Origin of the sequence: Streptomyces sp. NPDC057280, from assembly GCF_042668605.1 — a bacterium.
GTDB lineage: Bacteria > Actinomycetota > Actinomycetes > Streptomycetales > Streptomycetaceae > Streptomyces.
Window position 1 is genome coordinate 414,008 of the sequence record NZ_JBHUYR010000001.1, and the last position, 23,377, is coordinate 437,384.

General features: G+C 68.8%; 15 protein-coding genes. 9 read left to right on the forward strand and 6 right to left on the reverse strand.

Annotated features, from left to right (window positions below; all coding sequences use genetic code 11):
- Position 1 precedes the first annotated feature (1 nt).
- Positions 2-841 (reverse strand): ABC transporter substrate-binding protein, encoded by an 840-nt coding sequence (locus ACFUO4_RS01840; RefSeq protein WP_079309149.1) that lies wholly within the window; start codon positions 839-841, stop codon positions 2-4.
- A gap of 180 nt (positions 842-1,021) precedes the next feature.
- On the opposite strand from ACFUO4_RS01840, the gene ACFUO4_RS01845 reads away from it, so the two are divergent.
- The 3 genes from ACFUO4_RS01845 to ACFUO4_RS01855 all read left to right on the forward strand — a co-directional run bounded on the left by ACFUO4_RS01845 (position 1,022) and on the right by ACFUO4_RS01855 (position 3,482).
- Positions 1,022-1,714: a GntR family transcriptional regulator gene (locus ACFUO4_RS01845; protein WP_383478770.1), complete on the forward strand. Its 693-nt coding sequence runs from the start codon at positions 1,022-1,024 to the stop codon at positions 1,712-1,714.
- A complete protein-coding gene (locus ACFUO4_RS01850; RefSeq protein WP_383478773.1) occupies positions 1,711-2,583 on the forward strand; it encodes a DUF1989 domain-containing protein in 873 nt (290 codons plus the stop codon). Before ACFUO4_RS01845 ends, ACFUO4_RS01850 begins: the two co-directional genes overlap by 4 nt.
- 164 nt (positions 2,584-2,747) lie before the next feature.
- Entirely contained in the window at positions 2,748-3,482 is a 735-nt protein-coding gene (locus tag ACFUO4_RS01855; RefSeq protein WP_383478775.1) for a family 16 glycosylhydrolase, read from the forward strand.
- Between the two features lie 93 nt (positions 3,483-3,575).
- Here ACFUO4_RS01855 and ACFUO4_RS01860 read toward each other — a convergent pair whose 3' ends face one another.
- The 4 genes from ACFUO4_RS01860 to ACFUO4_RS01875 form a co-directional block, all read right to left on the reverse strand.
- Positions 3,576-5,981 (reverse strand): NACHT domain-containing protein, encoded by a 2,406-nt coding sequence (locus ACFUO4_RS01860; RefSeq protein ID WP_383478778.1) that lies wholly within the window; start codon positions 5,979-5,981, stop codon positions 3,576-3,578.
- 113 nt (positions 5,982-6,094) lie between these two features.
- Complete coding sequence (locus ACFUO4_RS01865) at positions 6,095-8,863, reverse strand: RICIN domain-containing protein (protein WP_383482216.1); 2,769 nt, start codon at positions 8,861-8,863, stop codon at positions 6,095-6,097.
- On the reverse strand, positions 8,803-8,994 hold the full coding sequence (locus ACFUO4_RS01870) for a twin-arginine translocation signal domain-containing protein (RefSeq protein ID WP_383482218.1): 192 nt from the start codon (positions 8,992-8,994) through the stop codon (positions 8,803-8,805). The genes ACFUO4_RS01865 and ACFUO4_RS01870 overlap by 61 nt, the downstream gene beginning before the upstream one ends.
- Before the next feature lie 164 nt (positions 8,995-9,158).
- Positions 9,159-11,963: a DNRLRE domain-containing protein gene (locus ACFUO4_RS01875; protein WP_383478781.1), complete on the reverse strand. Its 2,805-nt coding sequence runs from the start codon at positions 11,961-11,963 to the stop codon at positions 9,159-9,161.
- Between the two features lie 347 nt (positions 11,964-12,310).
- Between ACFUO4_RS01875 and ACFUO4_RS01880 the strand changes: the two genes are divergently transcribed.
- The 6 genes from ACFUO4_RS01880 to ACFUO4_RS01905 all read left to right on the forward strand — a co-directional run bounded on the left by ACFUO4_RS01880 (position 12,311) and on the right by ACFUO4_RS01905 (position 21,207).
- The gene (locus tag ACFUO4_RS01880) at positions 12,311-13,306 is read left to right on the forward strand and encodes a LacI family DNA-binding transcriptional regulator (RefSeq protein WP_383482221.1); all 996 of its coding nucleotides are present in this window, start codon (positions 12,311-12,313) and stop codon (positions 13,304-13,306) included.
- A gap of 70 nt (positions 13,307-13,376) precedes the next feature.
- Positions 13,377-16,343: a glycoside hydrolase family 2 TIM barrel-domain containing protein gene (locus ACFUO4_RS01885; RefSeq protein ID WP_383478784.1), complete on the forward strand. Its 2,967-nt coding sequence runs from the start codon at positions 13,377-13,379 to the stop codon at positions 16,341-16,343.
- A gap of 66 nt (positions 16,344-16,409) precedes the next feature.
- Entirely contained in the window at positions 16,410-17,717 is a 1,308-nt protein-coding gene (locus tag ACFUO4_RS01890) for an ABC transporter substrate-binding protein (protein ID WP_383478787.1), read from the forward strand.
- Positions 17,718-17,817: 100 nt separating this feature from the next.
- Positions 17,818-18,798 carry a carbohydrate ABC transporter permease gene (locus ACFUO4_RS01895; protein ID WP_383478790.1) on the forward strand — a complete coding sequence of 327 codons (981 nt, stop codon included), beginning with the start codon at positions 17,818-17,820 and terminating at the stop codon, positions 18,796-18,798.
- The gene (locus ACFUO4_RS01900) at positions 18,795-19,673 is read left to right on the forward strand and encodes a carbohydrate ABC transporter permease (protein WP_383478793.1); all 879 of its coding nucleotides are present in this window, start codon (positions 18,795-18,797) and stop codon (positions 19,671-19,673) included. The genes ACFUO4_RS01895 and ACFUO4_RS01900 overlap by 4 nt, the downstream gene beginning before the upstream one ends.
- Positions 19,674-19,707: 34 nt before the next feature.
- Positions 19,708-21,207, forward strand: coding sequence for an alpha-N-arabinofuranosidase (locus ACFUO4_RS01905; protein WP_383478796.1), 1,500 nt, complete (start codon positions 19,708-19,710; stop codon positions 21,205-21,207).
- A gap of 62 nt (positions 21,208-21,269) precedes the next feature.
- Here ACFUO4_RS01905 and ACFUO4_RS01910 read toward each other — a convergent pair whose 3' ends face one another.
- On the reverse strand, positions 21,270-23,327 hold the full coding sequence (locus ACFUO4_RS01910) for a family 43 glycosylhydrolase (RefSeq protein ID WP_383478799.1): 2,058 nt from the start codon (positions 23,325-23,327) through the stop codon (positions 21,270-21,272).
- Positions 23,328-23,377 lie beyond the last annotated feature (50 nt).

Here is a 23,377-nt window from a genome sequence, read left to right on the forward strand (position 1 = left end):
ATCAGCTCGCCTCGGCCCGGCCGAGGTTGTACTTCTTCAGCAGCTCGGCGTAGGTGCCGTTCTTCTTCAACTCGGCGAGTGCGTCGGTGAGGGTCTTCTTCAGGGCGGTGTCGCCCCGCTTGACCGCGAGTCCGGACTGGACGGGGTAGATCAGTTCCGTGCTGGAGATGGTGAGCTTTCCGCCGGTCTTGTCGGCGGCGGCCTTGGCGACCGCGCCGTCGGTGACCTGAGCGTCCACCTGGCCGGACAGCAGTGCCTGGGTGCCTTCGGGATCGGTGGCGAACTCCCGTACGTCGATGGCCTTGCCGCCCTTGGCCTCGCACTCCTTGCTCGCCTCGTCGCGCAGTTTCTGGACGATCTGGCCGCCCTTGATCACCGCGACGGTCTTTCCGCACAGGCCGGTGACCCCGGTGGGCTTCAGGCTGCCGGAGGTCTTCACCACGATCGAGTTGCCGGTGGTGAAGTACGGGATGAAGTCGACCTGCTTCTTGCGCTCGTCGGTGATGTAGAGGTCGGACGCGATCACGTCGAAGTGACCGGTGCCGAGGCCGGCTATCAGCTGCTCGAAGCGCGTGTCGACGAAGGTCGCCTTCAGCCCGGAGGCCTTGGCCAGGGCCCGGGAGATGTCCGGGTCGAAGCCCGCCGGGGTCTTGCCGTCCAGGTACGCGTACGGCGGATACGTCAGGTCCGAGCCGACGGTCAGGGTGCCGGCGGTCATGGTGCCTGAAGCGTCCGCCTCGGCCGTCGAGGAACCGCCGGAGCAGCCGGACAGGGCGAGGAGTACGCCGATGGCCCCGAGGGCCGTGGCGGAGCGGATGAGGGCGGGGACGGGGACGCGCATGAGGGGGCCTCTCGACCGGAACTGAGACTGTTGAACAATCTGGTTGCCGACGATGGTGGCGCCTCATTGTTTCAGCCAGGTAAAAGGTCAAAATTTCCCTGAATGCTGCATGTCGACAGGTCTCATCAGGCCAGTAGCGAGGCCTTTTTTGTTCAACAAATCCTGCGCTAGGGTGTGGCCATGTCGACTCAGAACAGTGCGGCGGCCGCCGGACGGCCCGTCCTGGTGACCGATGTGCTGCGCGAACGCATCGTCGAGGGAGACCTGCCACCGGGCACCCCGCTGCGGGACGTGGCGCTCTCCGCCGAGCTCGGGGTGTCCCGCAACACCCTGCGGGAGGCCCTGCGCACCCTGCACGACGAGGGCCTGGTGACGCAGCGGCTGCACAAGGGCACAGCGGTGAAGACCCTGTCCGCCGAGGACGTGACGGACATCTACATCGCCCGCCGGACGCTCGAACTCAGCGCCGTCGAGGCGAGCCCGCTCGCCCCGGAACCGCTGCTCGACGCGATGGAGACCAAGGTCGCCGCCGCCGAACTGGCCGTGTCCGCGGAGGCGTGGGACAAGGTCGGCACCGCGTCCCTGCGCTTCCACCAGTCGCTGGTGGCGCTGTTGTGCAGCGCCCGGCTGGACGGCTTCTTCCGGGTGACGATCGCCCAACTGCGCCTGGCCTTCGCCGTCATGGCGGACGAGGGCGCCTTCCAGGCTCCGTGGGTCGCCCGCGACCGCGAGATCTGCGACCTGATCCGCGGCGGCCGGCGCACGGACGCCGCCGCCGCACTGCGGCTCTACCTCGACGACTCGGAACGCACGGTGCTCGACGCCGTACGCGCCAACTCCCGTACGACAACAGCACCGAAAGGCAAGCGATGACCTCCCCCACCGCATCCGCGTCGTCCAAGGCGGCGGCCGCCTACCAGAGCACGAAGGGCGGCGCCCTCGACATCGACCGCGCCTTCTACGACCGCTTCGCCGGCGTGGAGCACGAGCTGGTGGACTCCTTCGAGATCCCGATACGCTCCGGCCGCGCCTGGACCGTCCCCCAGGGACACCTGTGCCGGATCGTCACCGTCGACGGCCCCCAGGTCGGCGACCTCAACGTGTGGAACCTCAACGACCCGCGCGAGCGCATGTGGGCCGCCCGCACCCGCCAGTTGCAGCGCGCGCACATCTCGACGTACGACCGGATCTGGTCGAACCTGCCGTTCCTGCGCCCCCTGCTGACCGTCACCGCCGACTCGCTGGCGGACTACGGCGTCGACGCCGACGGCGGACGCGTCCACGACCTGCTGGGCACCCGCTGCGACCCGTACGTCAACCGCATGCTCACCGGCGAGGACTTCGACTTCCACTGTCACTCGAACCTGGTCCGGGCCGTACTGCCGTACGGACTCACCGAGTTCGACGTGCACGACGTGCTCAACGTCTTCCAGTGCACCGGCCTCAACGACGCCGACCAGTACTTCATGAAGGACTGCCCCGCGCGCCCCGGCGACCACTTCGAGTTCTTCGCCGAGACCGATCTTCTCTGCGCCTTGTCCACCTGTCCCGGCGGTGACCTGTCCGTGCCGCTGTGGGGCCCGGACGCCCGCGACCCCCTGGACGTCTGCCGCCCCCTCGGCGTCGAGGTCTACCGCCCCGACCCCGCCCTGCTGGACGGCTGGACCCCACCCGCCAGGGCCGCCTACCGCAACCTTCACGGCCTGCGCCGGCCCGACCACACCGAGGCCGCCGGCATGTGAACCGGGCACGACCGGGGGGCCGCCCGTGCGTTCAACTAGCAAAGAAATGCACAGATCAATGCGGCACATCTTGTCAAAGGTCAAACGGAATCCTACAGTCCAGCGACAAGTGGAGCGTGGGATCGCTCCCAACCCCCCTCGTTCATCCAAGCAATGGAGCTGCGATGACCCTCCCACCTCGCCGGCCCAGCCGCAGACGCATACTCGGTGCCGCACTGGCCGTGCCTCCCGCGCTCATGCTGGGTTCGCAGACCGCACGGGCCGCATCCTGGGGCAGCCCGGTGACCGTCAACTCGTGGAACAAGATCAACGCGAGGTGGACCGCCAACAACGAGCTGGAGACGTACCGGCCGGACTGCATCTGGTACGAGGGCAACACTCTGGTGATCAAGGCGTACAACGCCGGGGGCGGGGTCTACTACTCGGGTCGTGTGGAGTCGACGGCGGCGTACGGGTACGGCACCTACAGCTTCACCGCCAACATGCCCAACGGACGGGGACTGTTGCCGGCCGTGTGGGCGGCAGCCCTGAATCCGTGGCTGCCCGAGTTCGACGCCGCTGAGATCGTCGGACAGAACCCGAACGTCGTCTACCAGACGTCCCACGACATCAACAACGCCCAGCAGCAGTTCTCCAGGACCAACTCCTCCGGCTGGACCAACGCGTACCACACCTACTCGTTCAGCTGGTTCCCGGACCACATCGACTTCGCCGTGGACGGCAACATCACGGGCACCACCTGGTACAGAACCCCGGCCGGGACGAGCCTGCGCTTCATCGCCAACATCGCCGTCGGCGGTGACTGGCCCGGCAACCCGGACTCCTCCACCTGGGCCACCTCTGACGGCGCCCGCTACCTCAAGGTCTCCTCCATCACCCACACGCCGTACAACCCCTAGGTGCCCCCCGCTGTGCCCTCTGGCTGGTCGAAGGGCTTCCAGGGGGCACGCGAAACGGGCGCGGGCGGCAGTCTCCACGTGCCGGACCCGTGTTCAGCCTTGGTCGGCGGCCAGAGCGGTCAGCCGATCCCGCAGACGGGTGTGCCGGAATTGATAGGTGGGGCCGGTCTCCCGCAGCACCTGCCGTTTGCAGGCGTCGTCCAGGAAACGCATGGCGCGCAGCGGGACGACTCCCTGCGCCCACAACTGCACGAACACGACCGCGGTCCGCCAGCTGTTGGACACGGTGAGCCCGGCCGCGGTCCCGGTGACGACCCCGATCACCACTCCGGTGATCAGTCCTACCGGTACCGCCACACTGAGCGGATCATGGCGGGCGGTGGCGAGGGCATCGGTGAGCCCTGCGGCGAACCCCATGGCGAGGCCGAAGACAACCCCCGTTGCCAGGCCGTGCCTTCGGTCCTGGACCCAGACCGACAGCGGGCCGACCGGAGAGTCCTGGTCGGGCGTGATGCGGGTGAAGCCGTCCAGGAGCCCGAACGCGAGGACGTAGGCGAAACCGATCGCCAGGCCGACACCGAGCCCGCGCTGCAGGCCCTGCGCGAGTCCGAGCGGGATACCGCCGGCCAGCCCGGCCGGTATCCCCGCGCCGAGGCCGGCCTGGATTCCCGCGATGAGCCGACCCAGAAACCGTTCCGCCGGCTTGGCGTTCGGGTCAGTGGTGAAGTGCGGAGGAGGCACACCATCTCCGCCTGCGGCCCTTCCCGTCGCGGTTCCGGCCGTCAGAGCGGCGGCCAGACCCACCGTGGCGGCTGCTGCCGGACCGGACGCAGGGCCGACGGTCAGCGCCACCGCGCTCCCGACAGCGAGACCGGCCATCAGCCCCATCCCCAGGTTGAACCGGGTTTCGCCGGAACCGCCGGGGAAGTTGACGTGCGTGGCCCGCCGTTCGGTCACGATCGCGGTGGCGAGTCCCAGGACGCCGCCCACCGCCGAGGCCGGGAGAAAACCGATGACGGTCCGCTCACCGAGATCATCGGTGAACCAGGAGACGAGTGCGGCAGCCAGCCCCGCGGCGAGTCCGCCACCGACCACACCCCCCGCGATCCGCCACGAGGCGGAGGCCCACTCGTGCATCTGCCACCATGCCAGCTCGGGCGTCCCGTGGGCGGTCATCCTGGCGGCGATGAGACGCAGCCAGCGCTCCGCTTGATCCCGGGTGTACGGAGTGGGGGCACCCGGACGGCTCGGGGGGTACGCGGCGGGCAGGACGCGATCGAGCAGATAGTCGTTGATCTCCTCGGCGGAGGTGAACTCCGAAGGCGAGAGGAGCTTGTCCACGACTTCCGTGGCCTCCGCAGCGTCCATGCCGCGGAAGGCGTCTCTGAGCAGGGTCAGCATGAGCGGCGTGCTGAGCGCCTGCCCCAGAACGCCGTCAGGATGTGCCCACAGGTGTTCCGCCAGGCGTTCGCGCAGACGGGGCGGCAGTCCGGCGGTCTGCCAGTCCGCGAAACAGTCCGCAGCCGTCTCGGCGGCCACCGGTTGAAGCTCGAGCACGGCGGCACCGGACAGCGGCTGTGCGTGCAGCGCCTGGATGAATTCCTCGCTCCTGCTGAAGATCACCACCCGGACTTGGCGACTGAGCCCGTGCAGAGCTTCCAGGGCCGCCACTCGTTTTCCGGTGTCGATCTCGTCGAAGCCGTCGAGGAACACCGCGATGCGCCCCTCGTCGATCAACCGCGCCGGCGTTCGCGGGTCGAAGCGGCGCCCTCGAAAGCTCTTGAAGTCGCTCACGAGCCGTTCGGCGAGCCATTCCTGCGCTGTCTGCCGCTCAGGGTTCCACCCGTACGGGGTGAGCAGGACCGGTACGGGCACCTGTTCACGGTTCGCCGGCTCGCGAATGTCTTCACGGTGCGCAAGCGCCTTTACCGCCAGGAGAACCGCAGCCGCCGACTTGCCGGCTCCGAGTTCCCCGAGTACGACCATGCGCCCGGTCTGGATACCGGCGTAGACATGGAACAGGTCGTCGAGCTCCCCCTCGTTCAGGGTGACCGGCGAGGCAGCCTCGGCGTCGGGCAGTACGGCGAAGGACGGCGTGCCGACGCCGGCCCCCGGCCCGACGACTGCCTCGGGCAGGCCGACGCCTTCATGGTGCGCCCATGCCCAGCGCACCGGAACCGGACGCTCTGTTGGGTCCAGACGCCGGTTTCCCTGCCGCTTCCTGTACAGCGCACTGGCATCCTTCGCCAGCGCCTCGGCCGCCTTCGCCAACAGCTCGGATGCCTCGTCACCGGTGGACCTGATGTTCTCCGCCAGGATGCGACCCGCCCAGAGCAGCGGCGCCACCAGAAGCGTCCCCGCGACGGCGACGACGAGGTCGAGCGCCTTCTCGTTCTCGACGAAGGTGAAGGCGGCCCAGAACCCCGCGGCCAGAATCAATACGAAGACACCAAGCGCTGCCAGCCTTTTCGGCTTCAACTCCCCCGTACTCCACGACACATGACGGAGTGTGGCAATGTTGGCGCGTTGCGGCCACCGTATTCGCGAAGCTGTACCCCGTCGTCATGCCGCTCTGCCGAGTCGGATCGCCGCCGCTCGCGTGCCCAGGGCCGTCACAGTCCCACTGGCTGCCATTCCTGGTTGGAGCCGCCGTTGGCCGGCCACTGGATGATCTTGGCGCCGTCGGCGGTGGATCCGCTCTGCACGTCCGCGCACAACCCGCTCCTGATGTTGACGAGGCGGTAGTAGCCGCTGGTGGCCGCCGGAACGAGCTTCCACCACTGGTGGCTGCCGTTGGCGTCCGACGACTGGTCCAGGGCTGTGCCGTTGCTGGTGGCGCCGCCCGGGACGTCGAGCACCTTGCCGCTGTTGACGTTGGACACGCGGAACGAGCCGTCGTGGTCGGGGAGCAGCTTCCACTGCTGGTTCGCGCCGCCGGACCAGGTGTTCTGGATGACGGGCCCGCCGTCGGCGGTGGACGAGCCGGAGACGTCCATGACCTTGCCGCTCCTTCGGTTGACCAGCTTGAAGGGGCCGGTCAGCAGGCCGATCGTGATCGTGGTGCGCGTTCCGGCGGTCAGCGACACCCTGCGGGCGTGGTTGCCCAGCGACGACGTGGTGACCGTCGCGCCGGTGCTGACGGAGGTGATGCCGCGCCGGCAGATGAAGGTGATGTCCTGGTCGACGTCGGAGGTGAGTGTGACGGTGGCCGTGCGGGCCGCCGTGTCCCAGGACAGCGACTGGACGGTGATGCGGTTGCGGCCGCGGACGCCGTTGATCGTGCCCTTGGCGAGCTGGGCGGGGAGGGCGGGGAGGATCTCCAGGACACCGGGGCGGGTGTAGACGAGTGCTTCGCCGAGGACGGCGGGGATGGTGTTGGCGGCGTCGCAGTTGTAGATGTCCAGGTTGGGGTTGTGGGAGGTCATCAGGGACCGCCACACCATGTTCTTGCCGTAGATCTTCAGCAGGTTGCCGTAGACGCCGGGGCCGTCCTTCAGGCGGGCGCGGGCCAGCGCCCGGTGGAGGCTGCCGTGGGCGGAATAGTTCTGGTCGGCTCTCTTGTCCAGGGCCTTGGCCGCGTACCTGACCAGGTCGGGCTCGTCCTCGGGGTTGATCTCGTGCAGCGGCCAGGCGCCGTACAGGTGTTGGACATGCCGGTGGTTGTAGTTGTCGGTCAGGCCGGGCCAGGACCACTCGGCGAGCGCCCCGTCGCTGTTGACGGTGTAGTCGGGCAGCGTGGCGAGCAGGGCGGTCCAGCGTTGTACCCCCTGGCCGTTGCCCTGTTCCAGGCCGAGGGTCTGGGCCGCGTCGATGGCGGCCTGGAGGGCGTGCCGGCCGGCCATGATGTCGCCGGTGGCGTTGATCGAGAACGCCTGGCGTGTGGTGGCCGGGCTGTTCTCCATGGAGTAGGAGGGGACGAAGACGGCCTTGCCGCTGGAGTCGGTCCGGGTGAGGAAGTCCTCGTAGAACAGGGCCAGTTCCATCAGGGCCGGGCCCAGTTTGTTCTTGTAGAAGGCCGCGTCGCCGGTGACCTGGTAGTACTCCAGAAGCGGGTAGAGCAGCCAGTCGGCGCCGCCGGTCCAGGCCTCGCTGGGGAAGCTGGTGTTGTTGAAGTGCAGCATGTGCCCGTACTCGCCGTCGGTCCGGGACGGGGCGAGGAAGCCGCGGGCGCCGTAGAGGTTGGTGGCGTTGTCGCGCCAGTGCTGCAACTGCCCGAGGATCAGGTCGAAGTAGCCCTGCATGGCGTCGGTGAGGTCGAGGATGTTGCCGCCGGCGACCTGGAGATTGATGTTGGCGTCGGTGGTGAAGTCGTCGGCCCAGGAGCCGTTCCAGGTGCCGGTCCAGATGCCGGTCAGGCGGGGTGGCAGGACGCCGCTGGAGCTGATGAAGAGATAGCGGCCGGAGTCGTACATCCGCTCCAGCAGTGCGACGTCGATGGCGGACGCGTTGCCGTTCTGGCGGGCTATGAGCTCGCTGGTGGCCAACTGGCGGTCGGCGGCGGAGACGTTGAGGTCGATGCTGGAGCGGTCGTACATGGCCTGGTGCTTGGGCGCGTGGCGGCCGAGGAGGGTGGCGTAGTCGGCCGTCAGCGCGGCGAGGGCCGTGTGCAGGGGCCGGCTGTTCCAGCCGGTGGAGGTCTCGTAGCGGCCGAGCTTGGTCAGCAGCAGCACCTTGGTGGCCTTGGCGACCACCAGGGTCTGCCCGTCGGCGGTGACGGAGGAGCCGTTGCCCAAGGCCACGACGCGGGTGACGCCCTCATAGCCGAAGGCGCCCTTCCCGGAGGGGTAGGTGCCGCGCAGGTTCAGGTATCCGTCGCCACTGGTGACGGTGGCGGTGGCGGAGAAGGCCACGCTGGTCGGCACGCCCGTGAGAGCGGTGTTGACGCTGACGGTGGTGTCCACGGTGCGCCCGGTGGCGGGCAGCAGTTCGTGGACGATGACCTGGTCGGCGCGGGAGACGAAGACGCGGCGCTTCCAGGTGCCGTACTGGTCGGTCCAGGTGTGGGTGATCTCGCCGGTGCGGAAGTCGGTGAGGCGGGCGAAGTCGTTGACGGTGGTCATGCCCGGGGTGCTGAGCTGGAGTTCGTAGCCGGGGTGGAAGGTCTGGGTCCAGCGCAGGCTCCAGCCGTGGGCGAAGGTGGTGGAGGCACCGGAGTAGTCGCCGGCCAGCGCCTGGTCCCGGGCGGCTTCGAGGTACGGCGAGATCACCGGGGGCATGACGCTCCGGCTGCCGTTGGGCAGCACGAACCGGTGATGATTGACGATCATCTTCTCGAGTGTCGGCTCCCCGTAGTAGACGGCCCCGTACTCGCCGTTTCCGCTCAGGAACCCGTCGGTCCAGGCAGAGGCGGTGGCGTGGTCCCAGATGCCACGGTCGGGCAGGGTGACCTGGGGCGGTACGGCCGCGGCGGCCCGGGAGGCGAAGACGGAGCCGGGCAGGCCGCGGCGCCGGCGGCGAGGGCGGCCGTGGTGAGGAAACGCCGACGGTTGAGGGGCGACTCGGGCAGGGACATGGGGCGGCTCCGTTGTCGGACGGCGAGTGCGGCAGAGCACAGGGGTGGGTGCGGTGGTGGGCAACAGCGCTGTGTCAGACCTGCGGTGGCCGGATCAGCCGTCGACGGCGGACCCGGACGGCTGAGGCCGGCCCGTCCCGCGGGGACGGACCGGCCTGGAGTGGCTACGGGGTCACGGTCACCCCGGGCGCCATCTCGGCGGTCCCGTTGGTGAGCTTTCCGGAGCCGGTGGCGCCTTCCGAGCTGACGAACCGCAGCTCGTGGTTGGTGCCCCCCGCGTTGCCGACGGCGAGCAGGAGTGTGGCCTGCTTGGCCGCGTAGGCGTCCTGGACGAAGGAGGTGATGTCGACGGTGATGTCACGGCCGTCGATGGCGTTGCCCTGGTGGGTCCCGCCGCCCTCGGGGACGAGGGTCGAACCGAGGGTGAACGTGGCCGACTTGGCGACGGAGGAGGCCGTGGCCGTGAAGCTCGGCCGGTTCTGCCAGGTCATCGTGTTGACCGGGCAGGACGTGCCGCCGCCGGTGCAGGTGGTGTCGCTGACCGGCTGTACGAGGAGCTGGTCGGTGTCGGTCGACGGGACCGACGAGTAGCGGTGGCCGACGTAGGTGAGATGGAGTGTCGCCTGGGTCGGTGCCTTGGTGAGACTGGTGAGGGGGAACTGGACGTAGGAGAGCTTTCCGTCCCCGGACCCGGTGGTGTACTGCTCGCCCATCAGGCCGACCCCGGTGTTGCGGGTGATGAGGGTCAGGTCCGAGGAGTTGTTCTTCGTCTGGTCGCCGGTCCACGCACCCACCCAGGTGTCACCACTGGTGAGGGCACCGGCCCTGACGTTCTGGGTCTGGCCGTTAGCGGCCGTGTAGGTGCTGGTCAGGGTGCCGATCCCGCTCGTCGTCAGTGGGAGCTGGCTGGTGTATTCGACGAGCCGGCCCGCGACGCGGATGTTGTTCAGCGTCGCGTTCGTGGTGCCGTTCAGCGAGCTGCTCGTGTTCTGCTGCGAGAACCACACGTTGTCGAGTGTGAAGGTGCCGATAGGGGCCCTGGTGTAGGTGTACGCGGCGCCCGACCCGTCGGGGTTGGGGGCGTACCCGTACGTCGCCTGCTGGTCGGCGGTGATGGTCTGGGTGGATCCGTTGCCGCCGTTGAGCCCGATCGGTCCCTTGGTGAACCGGGAGGTGTCGATCGAGCTGTTCTTCACCACGATGCTCTGGATGCGCGGGTACGGGTTGGGGCTGTTGTGGGTGAAGATGCCGCCGGCCGCCGGCGACACGGAGTTGAAGTTGTCGAACGAGTAGTTGGTGAGCCGGTACCCGTACGAACTCCATCCGATCCGGATCGCGTTGCCGGCCGCGACGGACCAGTTCAGGGTGTTGCTGACCGAGATGTTCTTCGAGTCCGCGTTGTCCCAGTGGTAGTTGTCGAACCCGAGATCGTCGGCGACGGTGTCGTGGGCGGCCACCGCGTTGACATAGCCCTGGACGTCGGCGCTGGAGGTGCCGAGCTGGAAGTTGTTCCACACGCCGGTGGCCAGCGGGGTGAAGCCGTCGCTGGGGTTGTAGTGGCCGGAGGCGAACGCGTCGTCGTTGCCGAGCGTGAAGACGCCGTTGGCGGTGATGTCCTGGCCGCTCGCGAAGTCCGTCCCGTCGATCCACGGCTGGCGGTACGGGGTGAGGGCCTTGATGTTGTTGAACGTCACGCGGTTGGCGCTGTGGGTCTCGTAGTTCCACTGCTTCGCGTTGCGCTCGTAGGTGTCGTTGAAGGTGATGTCCGACGAGTGCATGACCATGACGCCGCCCTGGTGCTGGCTGCGGTACGCGTCGTGCAGATCACCGCTGCTGGAGGCGTTGTAGTTCGCCACGCCGTTGCCGTCGAAGACGCCGCGGCCGTCGATCTCGATGTCGCTCGAGTTGATGATCCCGATCGCCGGCTCGAACGCCTCCATGTACGCCTGGATGCGGTTCTTCAGCAGGGCGCCTTCGTCGGTGTAGATCTTCAGCTTGCCGCCCTTGAGCTTGCCGCCGTCCAGACCGTTGACCAGGAGACCTGACCACACGTATGTGCCGTTCGGGAAGTAGAGCGTGTTCAGCGCCGTGGGGTTGGCCTTGATGGTGTCGAGGGCGGCCTGCAGGGCGTAGGTGACGTCGCCTGCGGCCATCGCCCGCACCTTCGGGTAGCGCACGTTGACGCTGCTCGCGCTCACCAGGCTCCCGGCCGAGCTCTGCTGACCGGCGGGTATCGCGGTGCCGTTGACGGTCTTGCCGGCCATGGAGCTCGTCGTCGCGGCGGGAGCCTTCTGCGCCGCGCTGTTGGGGTGCGCCGCGAGGTACTTGGCCGCGAACTCCTGGAAGTTGAGGACACCGGTCTGCAGGTTGACGCCGGAACCGTCCGGTGCGCTCGTGGTGTCCGGACGCTGCGCCGGGTCCTCCAAGGGGTCGTTGACGACCGCCAGGTAGGGCTGCCCCGTGGCGTTGGTCGAGTCGCCGTTGACCATCACGATCGCCTGGTTCAACCCGGCGGCGGCCGACATCTGGAACGTCAGGGTGTGCTTGTCCGCACTCACCGAGATGCTGCTGGAGGGGTAGTAGCGGGCCGGATAGACGTTCACCGTGTCGATCGTGGTGCTGGGCAGCGTGACCGTGATCGTCGGAGTCCGGGAGTCCGAGGCGAAGCGGGCGATGTCGAAATTGTGGCCGTTCTGGGTGTACTGGACGGCCTGGACGGGCGTGCCGGCGACTTGCACCTGGTACTTGGTGGACGCCACGTCCGGGGACGTCGTCGTACCGCCTCCCACTCCCGTCGGGGCATACGTGTGCACGGTGGTGGCCGCCTGTGCGGGGCCGACGGCGGTGAGCATGAGGCTCGCCGCCGTGATGGTGGCGCCGGCAGCGGCCGCGATGAAGCGCTTCACGCGCGAACTGCGGCGCGCCGGGACGGGGTTCGGGTCGGCGTCGCCGCCGGCCGGTCTGATCATGCCTGTCTCTCCTCCGGACGAGACCTTCCAGGTCTGTTGAGGCGCTCACCGCCTGCTGGAGACGGGGGCGGAGCATTCGCGAGGGGTCAGGGTGACAACAGCACCACGTTGACCGATCCATGGGATCCAGCGTGGCGGGGACGTTACTGCCGCATTTCCGGAGCCGTCAATGCTCCGCGCACGTCGAGTGGCGAAAAGAATCATGACCTGCGCCTGGCGCCCTCGCCCTGCTTCGTAACGGCTGGATCACTGCCGTGACGCAAAGTCTTGCCCTGCCGCGACAGCCGTCCTACAGTGACGCCACTTTCGTGGATCGATAAATGTTTCGGGGAGACTACGTGGTGACCATGGCGGACGTGGCCGCGAGGGCGGGCGTCACCAAACAGACCGTCTCCAACGTGGTGTCGGGCAAGAAGGTGCGGCCGGAGACCCTGGCGAAGGTGAACAAGGCGATCGCCGAACTCGGCTACAAGCCCAACCTGGTCGCGCGCTCACTGCGCACGGGCAGCACGTCGACGGTGGGGCTGTTCGTGCCGTCGGTGGCCAACGCCTTCTATGCGGAGTTGGTCGAGGAGGTGGAGAACCTCCTGGTCGGCCGCGGATACAACCTGCTGCTCGCCACGACGCGCGACGACCCCGACTACACGCGGGCCCACCTGGAGAACCTCACCGCGCGTTCGGTGGACGCGCTGCTGGTCGCCGGGGACAACGGCGTCGAACAGCAACTGCCGATGCTCGCCGAGGCCAACTTCCCGGTCGCGCTGTTCGCCTGGGAGGGCGACCCGCCGACCACACTGCCGGTGGTCTCCATCGACTACCAGCACGCGGGGTTTCTGGCCGGGTCCCACCTGCGGGATCTCGGCCACCGGAACGTCGCGGTGATCGCCGACCTTCCCGCACACACGCCGCGCGTCGAGGGGTTGCGCCGGGCGTTCGCCGCCGACGGGCTGGACGACCGCAAGGTGTTCGCCTGCACCAGCGACGACGCCGCCGGCGGTTACGCCGCGGCCCTCGCGGCACTGGAGGCGGATCCGGAGCTGACGGCGATCTTCGCCACCCACGACATCCTGGCCGTCGGTGCCATAGAGGCGGTGGCCAGGTCCGGGCGGCGGGTCCCTGAGGACGTCAGTGTCGTCGGCTTCGACGACATCGCCCAGGTCGGGAGGATCCGGCCGGCACTGACCACGGTCACCTTCCCCAAGCGCGAGATGGCCCAGCAGGCCGTCGAACTGCTGCTGCGAGCCGTCGACTCCGGCCGGCCGCCGACCAACGTCGTGTCACTGCTGCGCCCGACGCTGACCGTCCGGGACAGCAGCGGCCCCCCGCCCGGGGCGACCGCTTAGCGCTCTGCCTGCCACGGCACCGCTCCTGCGCCCGCCACCACGGGCATTTCGAGAGGAAACACCTTCACTGATGAACGCCCTCAACCCCCACGCCTATGTCGAAGACCGGTCGCCGGGCACCGGACGGCTGCGGCCGCGCGCCGCGTTCGCTTCCGACCTGCCCACGATCACGCTCGACGGCGACTGGAGATTCCGACTGGCGTCGGGGCTGGACGACCTCACCGAGGGCTTCGCCGCGCCGGACTTCGACGACGCCGCCTGGGACCTGCTCGCCGTGCCGTCCTGCTGGCAGATGACCGGCCTGCCCGGCGAGCCGCGCTACGGCGCCCCGGCCTACACCAACATCCTGTACCCGTTCCCGGTCGACCCGCCGCGGGTGCCCGGGGACAACCCCACCGGCGAGTACCGTCGCGCGTTCGACGTTCCGGACGGGTTCCCGGCTTCGGCCGCGGTGCTCCGGTTCGAGGGGGTCGACTCCGCGTTCGCGGTGTGGCTCAACGGGATCCGGCTCGGCGACGGCAAGGGCAGCCGTCTGACCACCGAGTTCGACGTCTCCGCCGCTCTGCGGCCCGGCCGGAACGTCCTCGCGGTCCGCGTGCACCAGTGGTCGTCCGGCAGCTACCTGGAAGACCAGGACATGTGGTGGCTGTCCGGGATCTTCCGGTCGGTGACCGTGGCCGCCCGCGGGGTCGAGGACTTCTTCGTCCACGCCGCCTACGACCACACGACGGGGCAGGGCACCCTGGCCGTCGACGTCACCGCCCCCGCCCGGGTGTCCCTGTCCGTGCCCGAGCTCGGCATATCCGCCGCCGATCCGGCCGGCCCGCACGTGATCGACGGCATCGAGCCCTGGTCGGACGAGCAACCGCGCCTGTACTCGGGGGAACTGGTCTCCGAAGCCGGGGAGCACATACCGCTGCGCATCGGCTTCCGCACCGTGGCCGTCGTGGACGACGTCCTGACCGTGAACGGCAGGCCGATCTCCCTGCGGGGCGTCAACCGCCACGAATGGCATCCGCTGACGGGCCGGACCCTGACCGAGGACACCATGCTGACCGATGTGCTGCTCATGAAGCAGCACAACATCAACGCGGTGCGCACCAGCCACTACCCACCCGACCACCGTTTCCTGGACCTGTGCGACGAGCACGGCCTGTGGGTGTTCTGCGAGGGCGACCTCGAGACACACGGCTTCGAACCCGGCGGCTGGCAGCGCAACCCCAGCGACGACCCCGCGTGGCGCGAGGCCTACCTCGACCGGACCGCACGGCTGGTGGAACGCGACAAGAACCACCCCTCGGTCGTCGTCTGGTCGCTGGGCAACGAGTCCGGCACCGGAGCCAACCTCGCCGCCGCGGCCGCGTGGATCCGGCAGCGCGACGACAGCCGCCTGATCCACTACGAGGGCGACTTCGCGAGCTGCGCGTACGTCGACCTGTACTCCCGCATGTACATCGATGCGGACGAGCTGTCCTCCGTGGGACGCGGCCAGGAGGCACCGACGCCCCGCCCGGCCGACGACGCGCACCGTCGCGCCCTGCCGTTCGTGCTGTGCGAGTACGGACACGCCATGGGCACCGGCCCCGGCGGGCTCTCCGAGTACCAGCAGGTCATCGAGGCTTATCCGCGTCTGGCCGGTGGGTTCATCTGGGAGTGGATCGACCACGGCATCGCCCGGCTCACCGGGCGGGAGGACCCCCACACGTTCTACGCCTACGGCGGCGACTTCGGCGAGGAGATCCACGACGGCAATTTCGTCGCCGACGGACTTCTCTTCCCCGACCGCACACCGTCACCGGGCCTGGTCGAGTACAAGCAGGTCATCGAACCGGTCCGGATCCACATCGCCCCGGCGGCTCGGCAGATCAGCGTGCACAACCTGCACCACGTCCGCGACACCGGCTATCTGGACTTCCAGTGGACCGTCGAGGACGGCGGCGAGCTGGCCGGCTCCGGCGGCCTGACCGTGCCCGCGACCGCTCCGGGCGCCACGACGACCGTCGACTGGCCTGCCGACGTCACCGCCGCGCTCGATGCGGCGCGCAAGAACGACTCCGGCCACGAGGTGTGGCTGACCGTGACCGCGATGCTCGCCGCCGACGAAACCTGGGCCGCGGCCGGTCACGAGATCGCCTGGGCCCAGGGGCTGGTCGTGGCTCCGGCCGCCGCGCCCGTCCCCTTCACGCCGGCACCGGCGACCGCCCACGACGGAGCCGTCACCCTGGGCGCCGCGCGGTTCGACGCCCGCAGCGGAGTGCTGACACAGCTCGGCGACCTGGAGCTCGACGGTCCGCGGCTGGACATCTGGCGGGCCCCGATCGACAACGACCTGCTCAGCGCCTTCGGCGAGGCGCAGATCGACGCCTGGCTCGCCGCCGGACTGCACCGGATGCGCCACGATGTCCTGAGCGTCCAGCCGGACGCACAAGGGCTCACGGTCACCGCCCGGCTCGCGGCCGCCGGATCCTCCTCCGCGCTCGGCGCGGTCTACCGCTGGACGGCCTACGACGGACCGGAAGCCGGTGAGAACCGGCTACGGCTGGAATGCACCGTCACCCCTGACGGCGCCTGGTCGGTGCCGCTGCCCCGGCTGGGGATCGCGATGTCACTGCCCGGCACCGACGCCGAGGTCGAGTGGTTCGGCCTCGGCCCCGGCGAGGCGTACCGCGACTCCCGTACCGCCGCGCGCACCGGCCGCCACCACTCGACTGTCTCAGCGATGCAGACCCCCTATGTCCGCCCGCAGGAGAACGGCAACCGCCACCAAGTCCGCCGCGCCCGGATCACCACCGCGGACGGCACCCTGCTCATCACGGGCGATCCGGTCATCGACCTGACCGCACGCCCTTGGAGCACCGCGGCCCTGGCTGCCGCGGCCCACCAGCACGATTTGGCCTGCGACGGCCGGCTCCATCTCCACGTCGACCACGCGCATCACGGCCTCGGCAGCGCGGCCTGCGGCCCGGGCCCGTCGGCAGCGGAGGTCCTCGCCGCGGTCCCGACGGTGTTCAGCGTGGAGTTCAGCACCGGTCGGTAGGCGGGCCTGGCCGCCCGCCCACCGACAGTCCAGCAAGTCAGTCCCCATCACGAAGGGTTCCCTCACATGGACAGCACCACCATACGCACCCGCAGACTCCTGGCGCTCGCCACCGCGACCGCCATCGCGTTCGGCGTCGGCGCGTGCAGCAGCGACAAGAAGGACTCCACCGAGGGATCGGGCCAGGCCGGGCCGGTGAACATGGAGTTCTGGGGCTGGGCCGGCTACGAGAAGATCGTCGACCAGTGGAACACCGCGCACCCGAACACCAAGGTCACCTTCAAGAAGATCCCGTCGGGCCCCAAGGGCGGCTACACCCAGATCAGCAACGCGCTCACCGCCGGCAAGGGCCCGTGCCTGGCCCAGATCGAGTACCAGAACATCCCGTCGATGCTGGTGAAGAACTCGGTCATGGACATCACGCAGTACGCGAGCGCCGACATGGACAAGTACATCCCGTCGGCCGTCTCCGCCTCCAGCGTCGGCGGCAAGATCTACGGGGTTCCGGTGGACGTCGGCCCGATGGTCCTCTTCTACCGCAAGGACCTGTTCGCCAAGTACGGCATCAGCAAGCCGCCGGCCACCTGGGCCGAGTACAAGGCCGACGCCGAGAAGGTCACCACCACCGACCCCGGCGTGAAGTTCGGCACCATGCTCGGCGACGCCAGCGGTTTGGCGTCCTTCACCCTGCAGACCGGCCAGTCCTGGTACTCGACCAAGGGGGACAGCTGGACCGTCAGCATCGACAACCCGGGCACCCGCAAGGTCGCCTCCTACTGGCAGGACCTCAAGGACAAGGGGCTGGTGGCGAAGACCGGCAGCGCCTGGGACCCGCAGTTCAACAAGGCCTCCGAAGCCGGCAAGGTGCTGACGTTCGTCGGCGCGGCCTGGGCCGCCGGCGGTCTGAAGTCGGACCTGCAGAACCTGTCCGGCAAGTGGCGGGTCGCCCCGATGCCGACCTGGGCGGCCGGCGACGGCAAGAGCGCCAGCAGCGGCGGCTCGGCCACCTCGGTGATGACCGGGTGCAAGACGCCCAAGGAAGCAGTGCAGTTCGCCGATTTCCTGTCCAGTGACCCGCAGGCCGTGAAGTCGGGCATCGAAGGCGGACTGTACCCGGCGTCGAAGGCCGGACAGGAAGACCCGTCGCTCACGGGCGGTGACCCGTACTTCGGCGGCCAGAAGGTCGGTGACGTGTACAAGGCCTCCGCCGCGCAGGTGCCCAGCACCTGGACCAACGGCCCGACCTTCCAGCAGGTCGAGACGGACTTCACCGGTGCCATCGGCAAGGGCACCCTGCCGGACGCGGTCACCACCGTCCAGGCCTCGACGGTCGCCGCGATCAAGAAGCTCGGACTGTCGGTGACCAACGGCTGAGGCAGCGGAACTCCAGCAGCCCCGAAGGATTCCCGCGGCCGCCCGTGTCCGGCGCCGCGGGAACCCGCTCCCTGACGACGAACCGCCCAGCGAGGTTTCCATGAGCAGTCCCAGCAGCACCCGGACCGCGTCACCGCCGCGACCGGCGCCCGCGGCCACGCGCCGCGTCTCCCCCGCCGGCCGGCCGCGGCGCACCGGCCGCCGCAGCGCGCTGACCGCGTCGGGTTTCCTGGCGCCGTTCGCGGTGCTCTTCCTGTCCCTGATGGTCGCGCCGATCTGTTACGCGATCTACCAGAGCTTCTTCACCGTCCATCGGGCGGGGCTGTTCGGCGGTGCGCAGAGCACGGAGTTCGCGGGACTGTCCAACTACGCCGACGCCTTCCGCGACCACGACTTCATCGCGTCGATCGTCCGGGTCGTGCTCCTTGGCTGCGTCCAGGTCCCGGTCATGCTCGGCCTCGCCCTCCTGCTCGCGCTCCTGCTGGACTCCCGCTCGGCCCGGCTGCGCAAGACCTACCGGCTCACGTTCTTCCTGCCCTACGCGCTGCCGGGTGCGATCGCCGCGGTGATGTGGTCTTTCCTGCTGGTCAAAGACCTCTCCCCGTTCACCGGACCGCTGTCCCACCTCGGGATCCACACCGACTTCCTGTCGCCTTCGTGGGTTCCGGTCTCGATCGGGAACATGATCACGTGGGGTTGGACCGGCTACAACATGCTGATCATCTACTCCGCGCTGCAGACGATCCCGGCGGAGGTGATGGAGGCCGCCGCGCTCGACGGCTGCACCGGGTGGCGGCTGGCGTGGGCGGTGAAGATCCCGCTGGTGCGTCCCGCGCTGGTGCTGACCACAGTGTTCTCCATCATCGGAACGGCGCAGATGTACACCGAACCGGCGGTGCTGGTCGGCGCGCGCATCCCGGGCGTCGATCCGAAGTTCACCCCGATCATGAACACGACCCTGGGCATGGACGTGGGCGGCCAGAACCTCGCCGCCGCCGAGTCCGTCGTGCTCGCGCTGATCACCCTCGTGCTCTCGTTCGGATTCCTCAAGTACAACCAGCGCAAGGGAGCGATGGCATGAGCGTGATCCGGGCCGACCGACCGACCCGACCGCCCCGCCGCGGCACCGACGTCGCGAGCAAGACCGTCGTCAACGGCGTGCTCGGCCTGATGGCCCTGTACACGCTGATCCCGCTGTGGTGGCTGTTCGTCTCCTCGACCAAGGCCTCGGGCTACCTCTACACCGGTACGCCGCTGTGGTTCTCCCACTTCGACCTGGTCACCAACATCAAGAACGTGTTCAGCTTCGAGGACGGCATCTTCTCCACCTGGCTCGCCAACAGCGCGCTGTACAGCCTCGTCGGCGCCACCGTCGGCACCCTGCTGTCCGCGATGGCCGGCTACGCGCTGTCCAAGTTCACCTTCCGCGGCCGCGAAAGCGTCTTCAACGTCATCCTCGCCTCGGTGCTCATCCCGGCGCCGATGTTCGCCCTGCCGTTGTTCCTGCTCATGGCGAAGCTGGACATCACCGACTCCTACTGGTCGGTGCTGCTGCCCAGCTGTGTCAGCCCGTTCGGCGTCTACCTGTGCCGGATCTTCGCCGTGTCGTCCGTCCCGGACGAACTCCTGGAGGCCGCTCGGATCGACGGAGCCGGCGAACAGCGCACCTTCTTCCGGATCGCCCTGCCGCTGATGTCCCCGGCACTGGTGACCGTCTTCCTGTTCCAGTTCGTCGCCATCTGGAACAACTACCTGCTGCCCTCGCTCATGCTCAACACCCCCTCTCTGCAGCCCGTCACGGTGGGTTTGGTGCAGTGGCGCGCGGAGTTCGCCAACGGCGTGCCCCCGCTGCTGCCGATCACCGGTGCCTTCCTGTCGCTGATCCCCCTGCTCGTCGCCTTCGTCAGCCTCCAGCGGTTCTGGCGCAGGGGCCTGACCGCAGGTGCCGTCAAATAGCTCACTCTCCAGGCCTATTCAAAGGACCACTGCAATGCCCCGCGCACACGTCATTCTCGACAAGCAGGCCGTCATCGCTCCCGTCCGGCGCCGCACCTTCGGCTCGTTCGTCGAACACCTCGGCCGCTGCGTGTACACCGGGATCTACGAGCCGGGACACCCGAGCGCGAACGACGACGGATTCCGTATGGACGTCGTCGAACTGGTCAGAGAGCTGGGCACCAGGACCATCCGCTACCCGGGCGGCAACTTCGTCTCCGGCTTCCGCTGGGAGGACTCGGTCGGCCCTCGCGAGAAGCGCCCGGTGCGCCGCGACCTCGCCTGGCATTCGCTGGAGTCGAACCAGGTCGGCCTGGACGAGTTCGCCCGCTGGCTGGGGCTCACCGACTCCGAGATGATGCTCGCGGTCAACCTCGGCACACGCGGCATCCTGCCCGCCCTCGACCTGCTCGAGTACGCCAACCACCCCTCCGGCACGGCGCTGTCGGACCTGCGTGTCGCCAACGGCACACCGGAGCCGCACAACATCCGCATGTGGTGCCTCGGCAACGAGATGGACGGACCCTGGCAGACCGGCTACATGACGGCCGACGACTACGGCAAGCTCGCCGCCCGTACCGCCGGCGCGATGAAGATGGCCGACAAGGACCTCGAACTGGTGGTCTGCGGCTCCTCCAACTCCGGGATGCCGACCTTCGGCGACTGGGAGCGCACGGTGCTCGAACACGCCTACGACCACGTCGACTACGTCTCCTGCCACGCCTACTACCAGGAGCACGACGGCGACCTCGGCTCCTTCCTCGCCTCGGCGATCGACATGGACTACTTCATCGACACCGTCGTCGCGACCGCCGACCACGTGGGCTACAAGAAGCGCTCCAGCAAGAAGATCAACATCTCGTTCGACGAGTGGAACGTCTGGTACCAGAAGGAGCACGAGGCCTCCGACGAGGTCAACGACGAGTGGCGGCACGCCCCTCGGCAGCTGGAGGACGTCTACTCGGTGGCGGACGCCGTCGTCGTCGGGAACCTGCTGATGACGCTGCTCAAGCACAGCGACCGCGTCACCTCGGCCTCGCTCGCGCAGCTCGTCAACGTGATCGCGCCGATCATGACCGAGCCCGGCGGCCCTGCCTGGCGGCAGACGATCTTCCACCCGTTCTCGATCACCAGTCGGCTCGCCGCCGGTGAGGTGATCCGGCCCGTCGTCGAAGCGCCCACCTACGCGACGGCACGCCATGGCGAGGCCTCCGTCGTCGACGCCACAGCGACCGTCGACGAGGACCGGGCCGCGGTCTTCCTCGTCAACCGCGAGCTCACCGAGACCACTCAGGTCACGGTCGATGTGCGCGGCCTCGGCTCCTCGCGGATTCTGGAGGCGCTCACCCTCGCCGACAAGGATGCGTACGCGAAGAACACACGCACCGAGCAGAACCGCGTGACCCCGCACCCGAACGCGAGCGCGACCCTGTCCGACGGGCTGCTCAGCATCGAGCTGCCGCCGGTGTCGTGGACCGCGATCTCCCTGGGCTGAGGACGACGAGTGAGGCCGGAAAGCGACCGCTTTCCGGCCTCACCGCCTGCTGTCCCGCGTCCCTATCCGGTGACGCGTCGGAAGGTCCATTGCTGGTTGGTGCTGCCCCTGTCGGAGTACTGGATCAGCGCGGCGCCATCGGCCGTGCTGCCTGCGCTGACGTCGAGGACCTTGCCGCTGTTGCGGTTGACCACGACGAACGCGCCCCCGGTCAGCGGGCGCAGTTGCCATTGCTGGCTGGTGCGGCCGTCGGCGGTCGTCTGTACGATCCGCGCGCCGTCCGCGGTCGAGGAGCCTGATACGTCGAGGACCTTGCCGCTGCGGACGCAGGTGATGGTGTGATAGCCGTCCCCAGTGGACTGGAAGGTCCAGTGCTGGTTCGTTGCGCCGGTGTCGGTTGCGGGCCACTGGATCACGCCGGCGCCGTCCGCGGTCGACCCGCCGGCGACGTCGGCGACCTTGCCACTGCGCACGCTGACGCATGTGTAGGCCCTGGTGGGCGCGATGGTGTACTGCACGGAGTCGAAGTCGACGTAGCCGGTGTTGTTGGGGTTGTAGGTGTACAGGCCGATCCGGTCGCCACGGTACCCGCCCCAGGTGAGCTGGTACGTGCCGCCGAAGGCGGTGTAGGTGGTGCCGTCGAGGCTGTAGGAGAACTGGCTGGCCCCGTTCACGTCCCAAGTGGTGCGCAGCCACACGGCGTTCTGCGTGATCACCGGGCCGCTGGTGAGGGTGCCGCCGGCGTTGTGCGCGATCGTGGTGGTGGTCCCGGAGCGGCGGACGCCCAACCCGGCGTAGCCGCCGGCGTAGTGGCACAGTCCGGCGTGCTGGCCGTCGGCGAGGCCCGTCAGTTCGAGGCGGACGGTCACCGTCCCCCCGCCCGCCGTGCGCAGCACCCGCTGGGTGAGGGTGTTGCCGACCTTGGTCAGGTTGTCGCCCGCCAGCGGTGCGAACGCCTTCAGCCGCAGACAGCCGGGACGGTCGGTCAGCGACCAATAGCCCGCGCGCGGCTGGTAGTACCACTCCCATTGGGGCTTGAGGCGGGTGTCGGTGAACAGGTCGCTGGTCACCACGGAGGGAAGCGCGTCGACCGGTAGGCCGGGCGTGCCGCCGGCGGGGACCTGGCCGGTCCACACCATGGTGCCGATCCCGTCCGTGCCGACCTGGCCCAGGATGGGCCAGCCGTCGATCCAGGTCACGGGCAGCAGGGACAGCACGCGCCCCTCCCAGTCGCCGTGGCCGTGATGGGTGACGAAGTACCAGGCGCCGCCCGGGGTTTGCACGAGCCCTCCCTGGTTGGGCTCGCGGTCCACCGAGGTGTTGACGTGTTCGAGCTGTTTGGTCTCGTAGGGGCCGTAGAGGTTGGAGCTGCGGTTCATCATCAGCACCCGGCCCTCGGACTTCACCTCGCTGTACAGGTGGTAGTAGAGGCCGTTGATCTTGTACAGCTTGTTGGCCTCGCTGCCCGACGACTGGTGGATGACGGTGGGCGAGCCGACCAGCGCCTTGCCGTCCGCGGACAGCTTGAACAGGTTGATCTTGTACCCGTCCGAGTAGTGCGAGGTGACCAGGTAGCCCTGTCCGTCGTCGTCCCAGAACGGGCACGGGTCGTCCCAGCCGGAGGTCCGCCACACCGCGGTCAGCGGGTCCCACGGCCCTTCCGGTGACGCGGCCGAGGTCATGAAGAAGCCTTCGTCGGGGGTGTTGAAGTACACCCAGTACCGGCCAGCGTGGTAACGGATGGCGCCGGCCCACACGCCGCGGCCGTAGCGGTTCATCCGGTCCCAGTTCAGCTCCGGCCCGATCTGGGTCACATCACCGACCGCGCCGCCGAGCGTGCGCCAGTTGACCAGGTCCTTGGAGTGCAGGACGGCCACGCCGGGCGAGTACCCGAACGTGCTGGTGATGCCGTAGTAGTCGCCGCCTACCCGGATGCAGTCCCAGTCGCTGAAGTCGCCCGGGAGGATGGGGTTGACGTAGGTGCCGTCGCCCTGGTCGCCCCACTTGCCGGCCGACAGTGGGGCCGCCGCCGCTCTGCCCGCTGACAGCAGGCCCGGCAGCAGGAGAGCCCCGGTGCCGACCGCGGCGAGTCGGCCGAGTTGTCTTCTGGTGATGTCCACAAGTCCCGTCCCTTGGTAGGGGTCATCACAGGTGAGGTGGTGCTGCTCGA

Bases quoted from the DNA above. Each gene is read 5' to 3' on its own strand.
- ACFUO4_RS01880 (WP_383482221.1), top strand. From the start codon at position 12,311: ATGGCGGACGTGGCCGCGAGGGCGGGCGTCACCAAACAGACCGTCTCC.
- ACFUO4_RS01850 (WP_383478773.1), top strand. From the start codon at position 1,711: ATGACCTCCCCCACCGCATCCGCGTCGTCCAAGGCGGCGGCCGCCTAC.
- ACFUO4_RS01875 (WP_383478781.1), bottom strand. From the start codon at position 11,963: ATGATCAGACCGGCCGGCGGCGACGCCGACCCGAACCCCGTCCCGGCG.
- ACFUO4_RS01840 (WP_079309149.1), bottom strand. From the start codon at position 841: ATGCGCGTCCCCGTCCCCGCCCTCATCCGCTCCGCCACGGCCCTCGGG.
- ACFUO4_RS01905 (WP_383478796.1), top strand. From the start codon at position 19,708: ATGCCCCGCGCACACGTCATTCTCGACAAGCAGGCCGTCATCGCTCCC.
- ACFUO4_RS01855 (WP_383478775.1), top strand. From the start codon at position 2,748: ATGACCCTCCCACCTCGCCGGCCCAGCCGCAGACGCATACTCGGTGCC.
- ACFUO4_RS01885 (WP_383478784.1), top strand. From the start codon at position 13,377: ATGAACGCCCTCAACCCCCACGCCTATGTCGAAGACCGGTCGCCGGGC.
- ACFUO4_RS01895 (WP_383478790.1), top strand. From the start codon at position 17,818: ATGAGCAGTCCCAGCAGCACCCGGACCGCGTCACCGCCGCGACCGGCG.
- ACFUO4_RS01900 (WP_383478793.1), top strand. From the start codon at position 18,795: ATGAGCGTGATCCGGGCCGACCGACCGACCCGACCGCCCCGCCGCGGC.
- ACFUO4_RS01870 (WP_383482218.1), bottom strand. From the start codon at position 8,994: ATGTCCCTGCCCGAGTCGCCCCTCAACCGTCGGCGTTTCCTCACCACG.
- ACFUO4_RS01890 (WP_383478787.1), top strand. From the start codon at position 16,410: ATGGACAGCACCACCATACGCACCCGCAGACTCCTGGCGCTCGCCACC.
- ACFUO4_RS01845 (WP_383478770.1), top strand. From the start codon at position 1,022: ATGTCGACTCAGAACAGTGCGGCGGCCGCCGGACGGCCCGTCCTGGTG.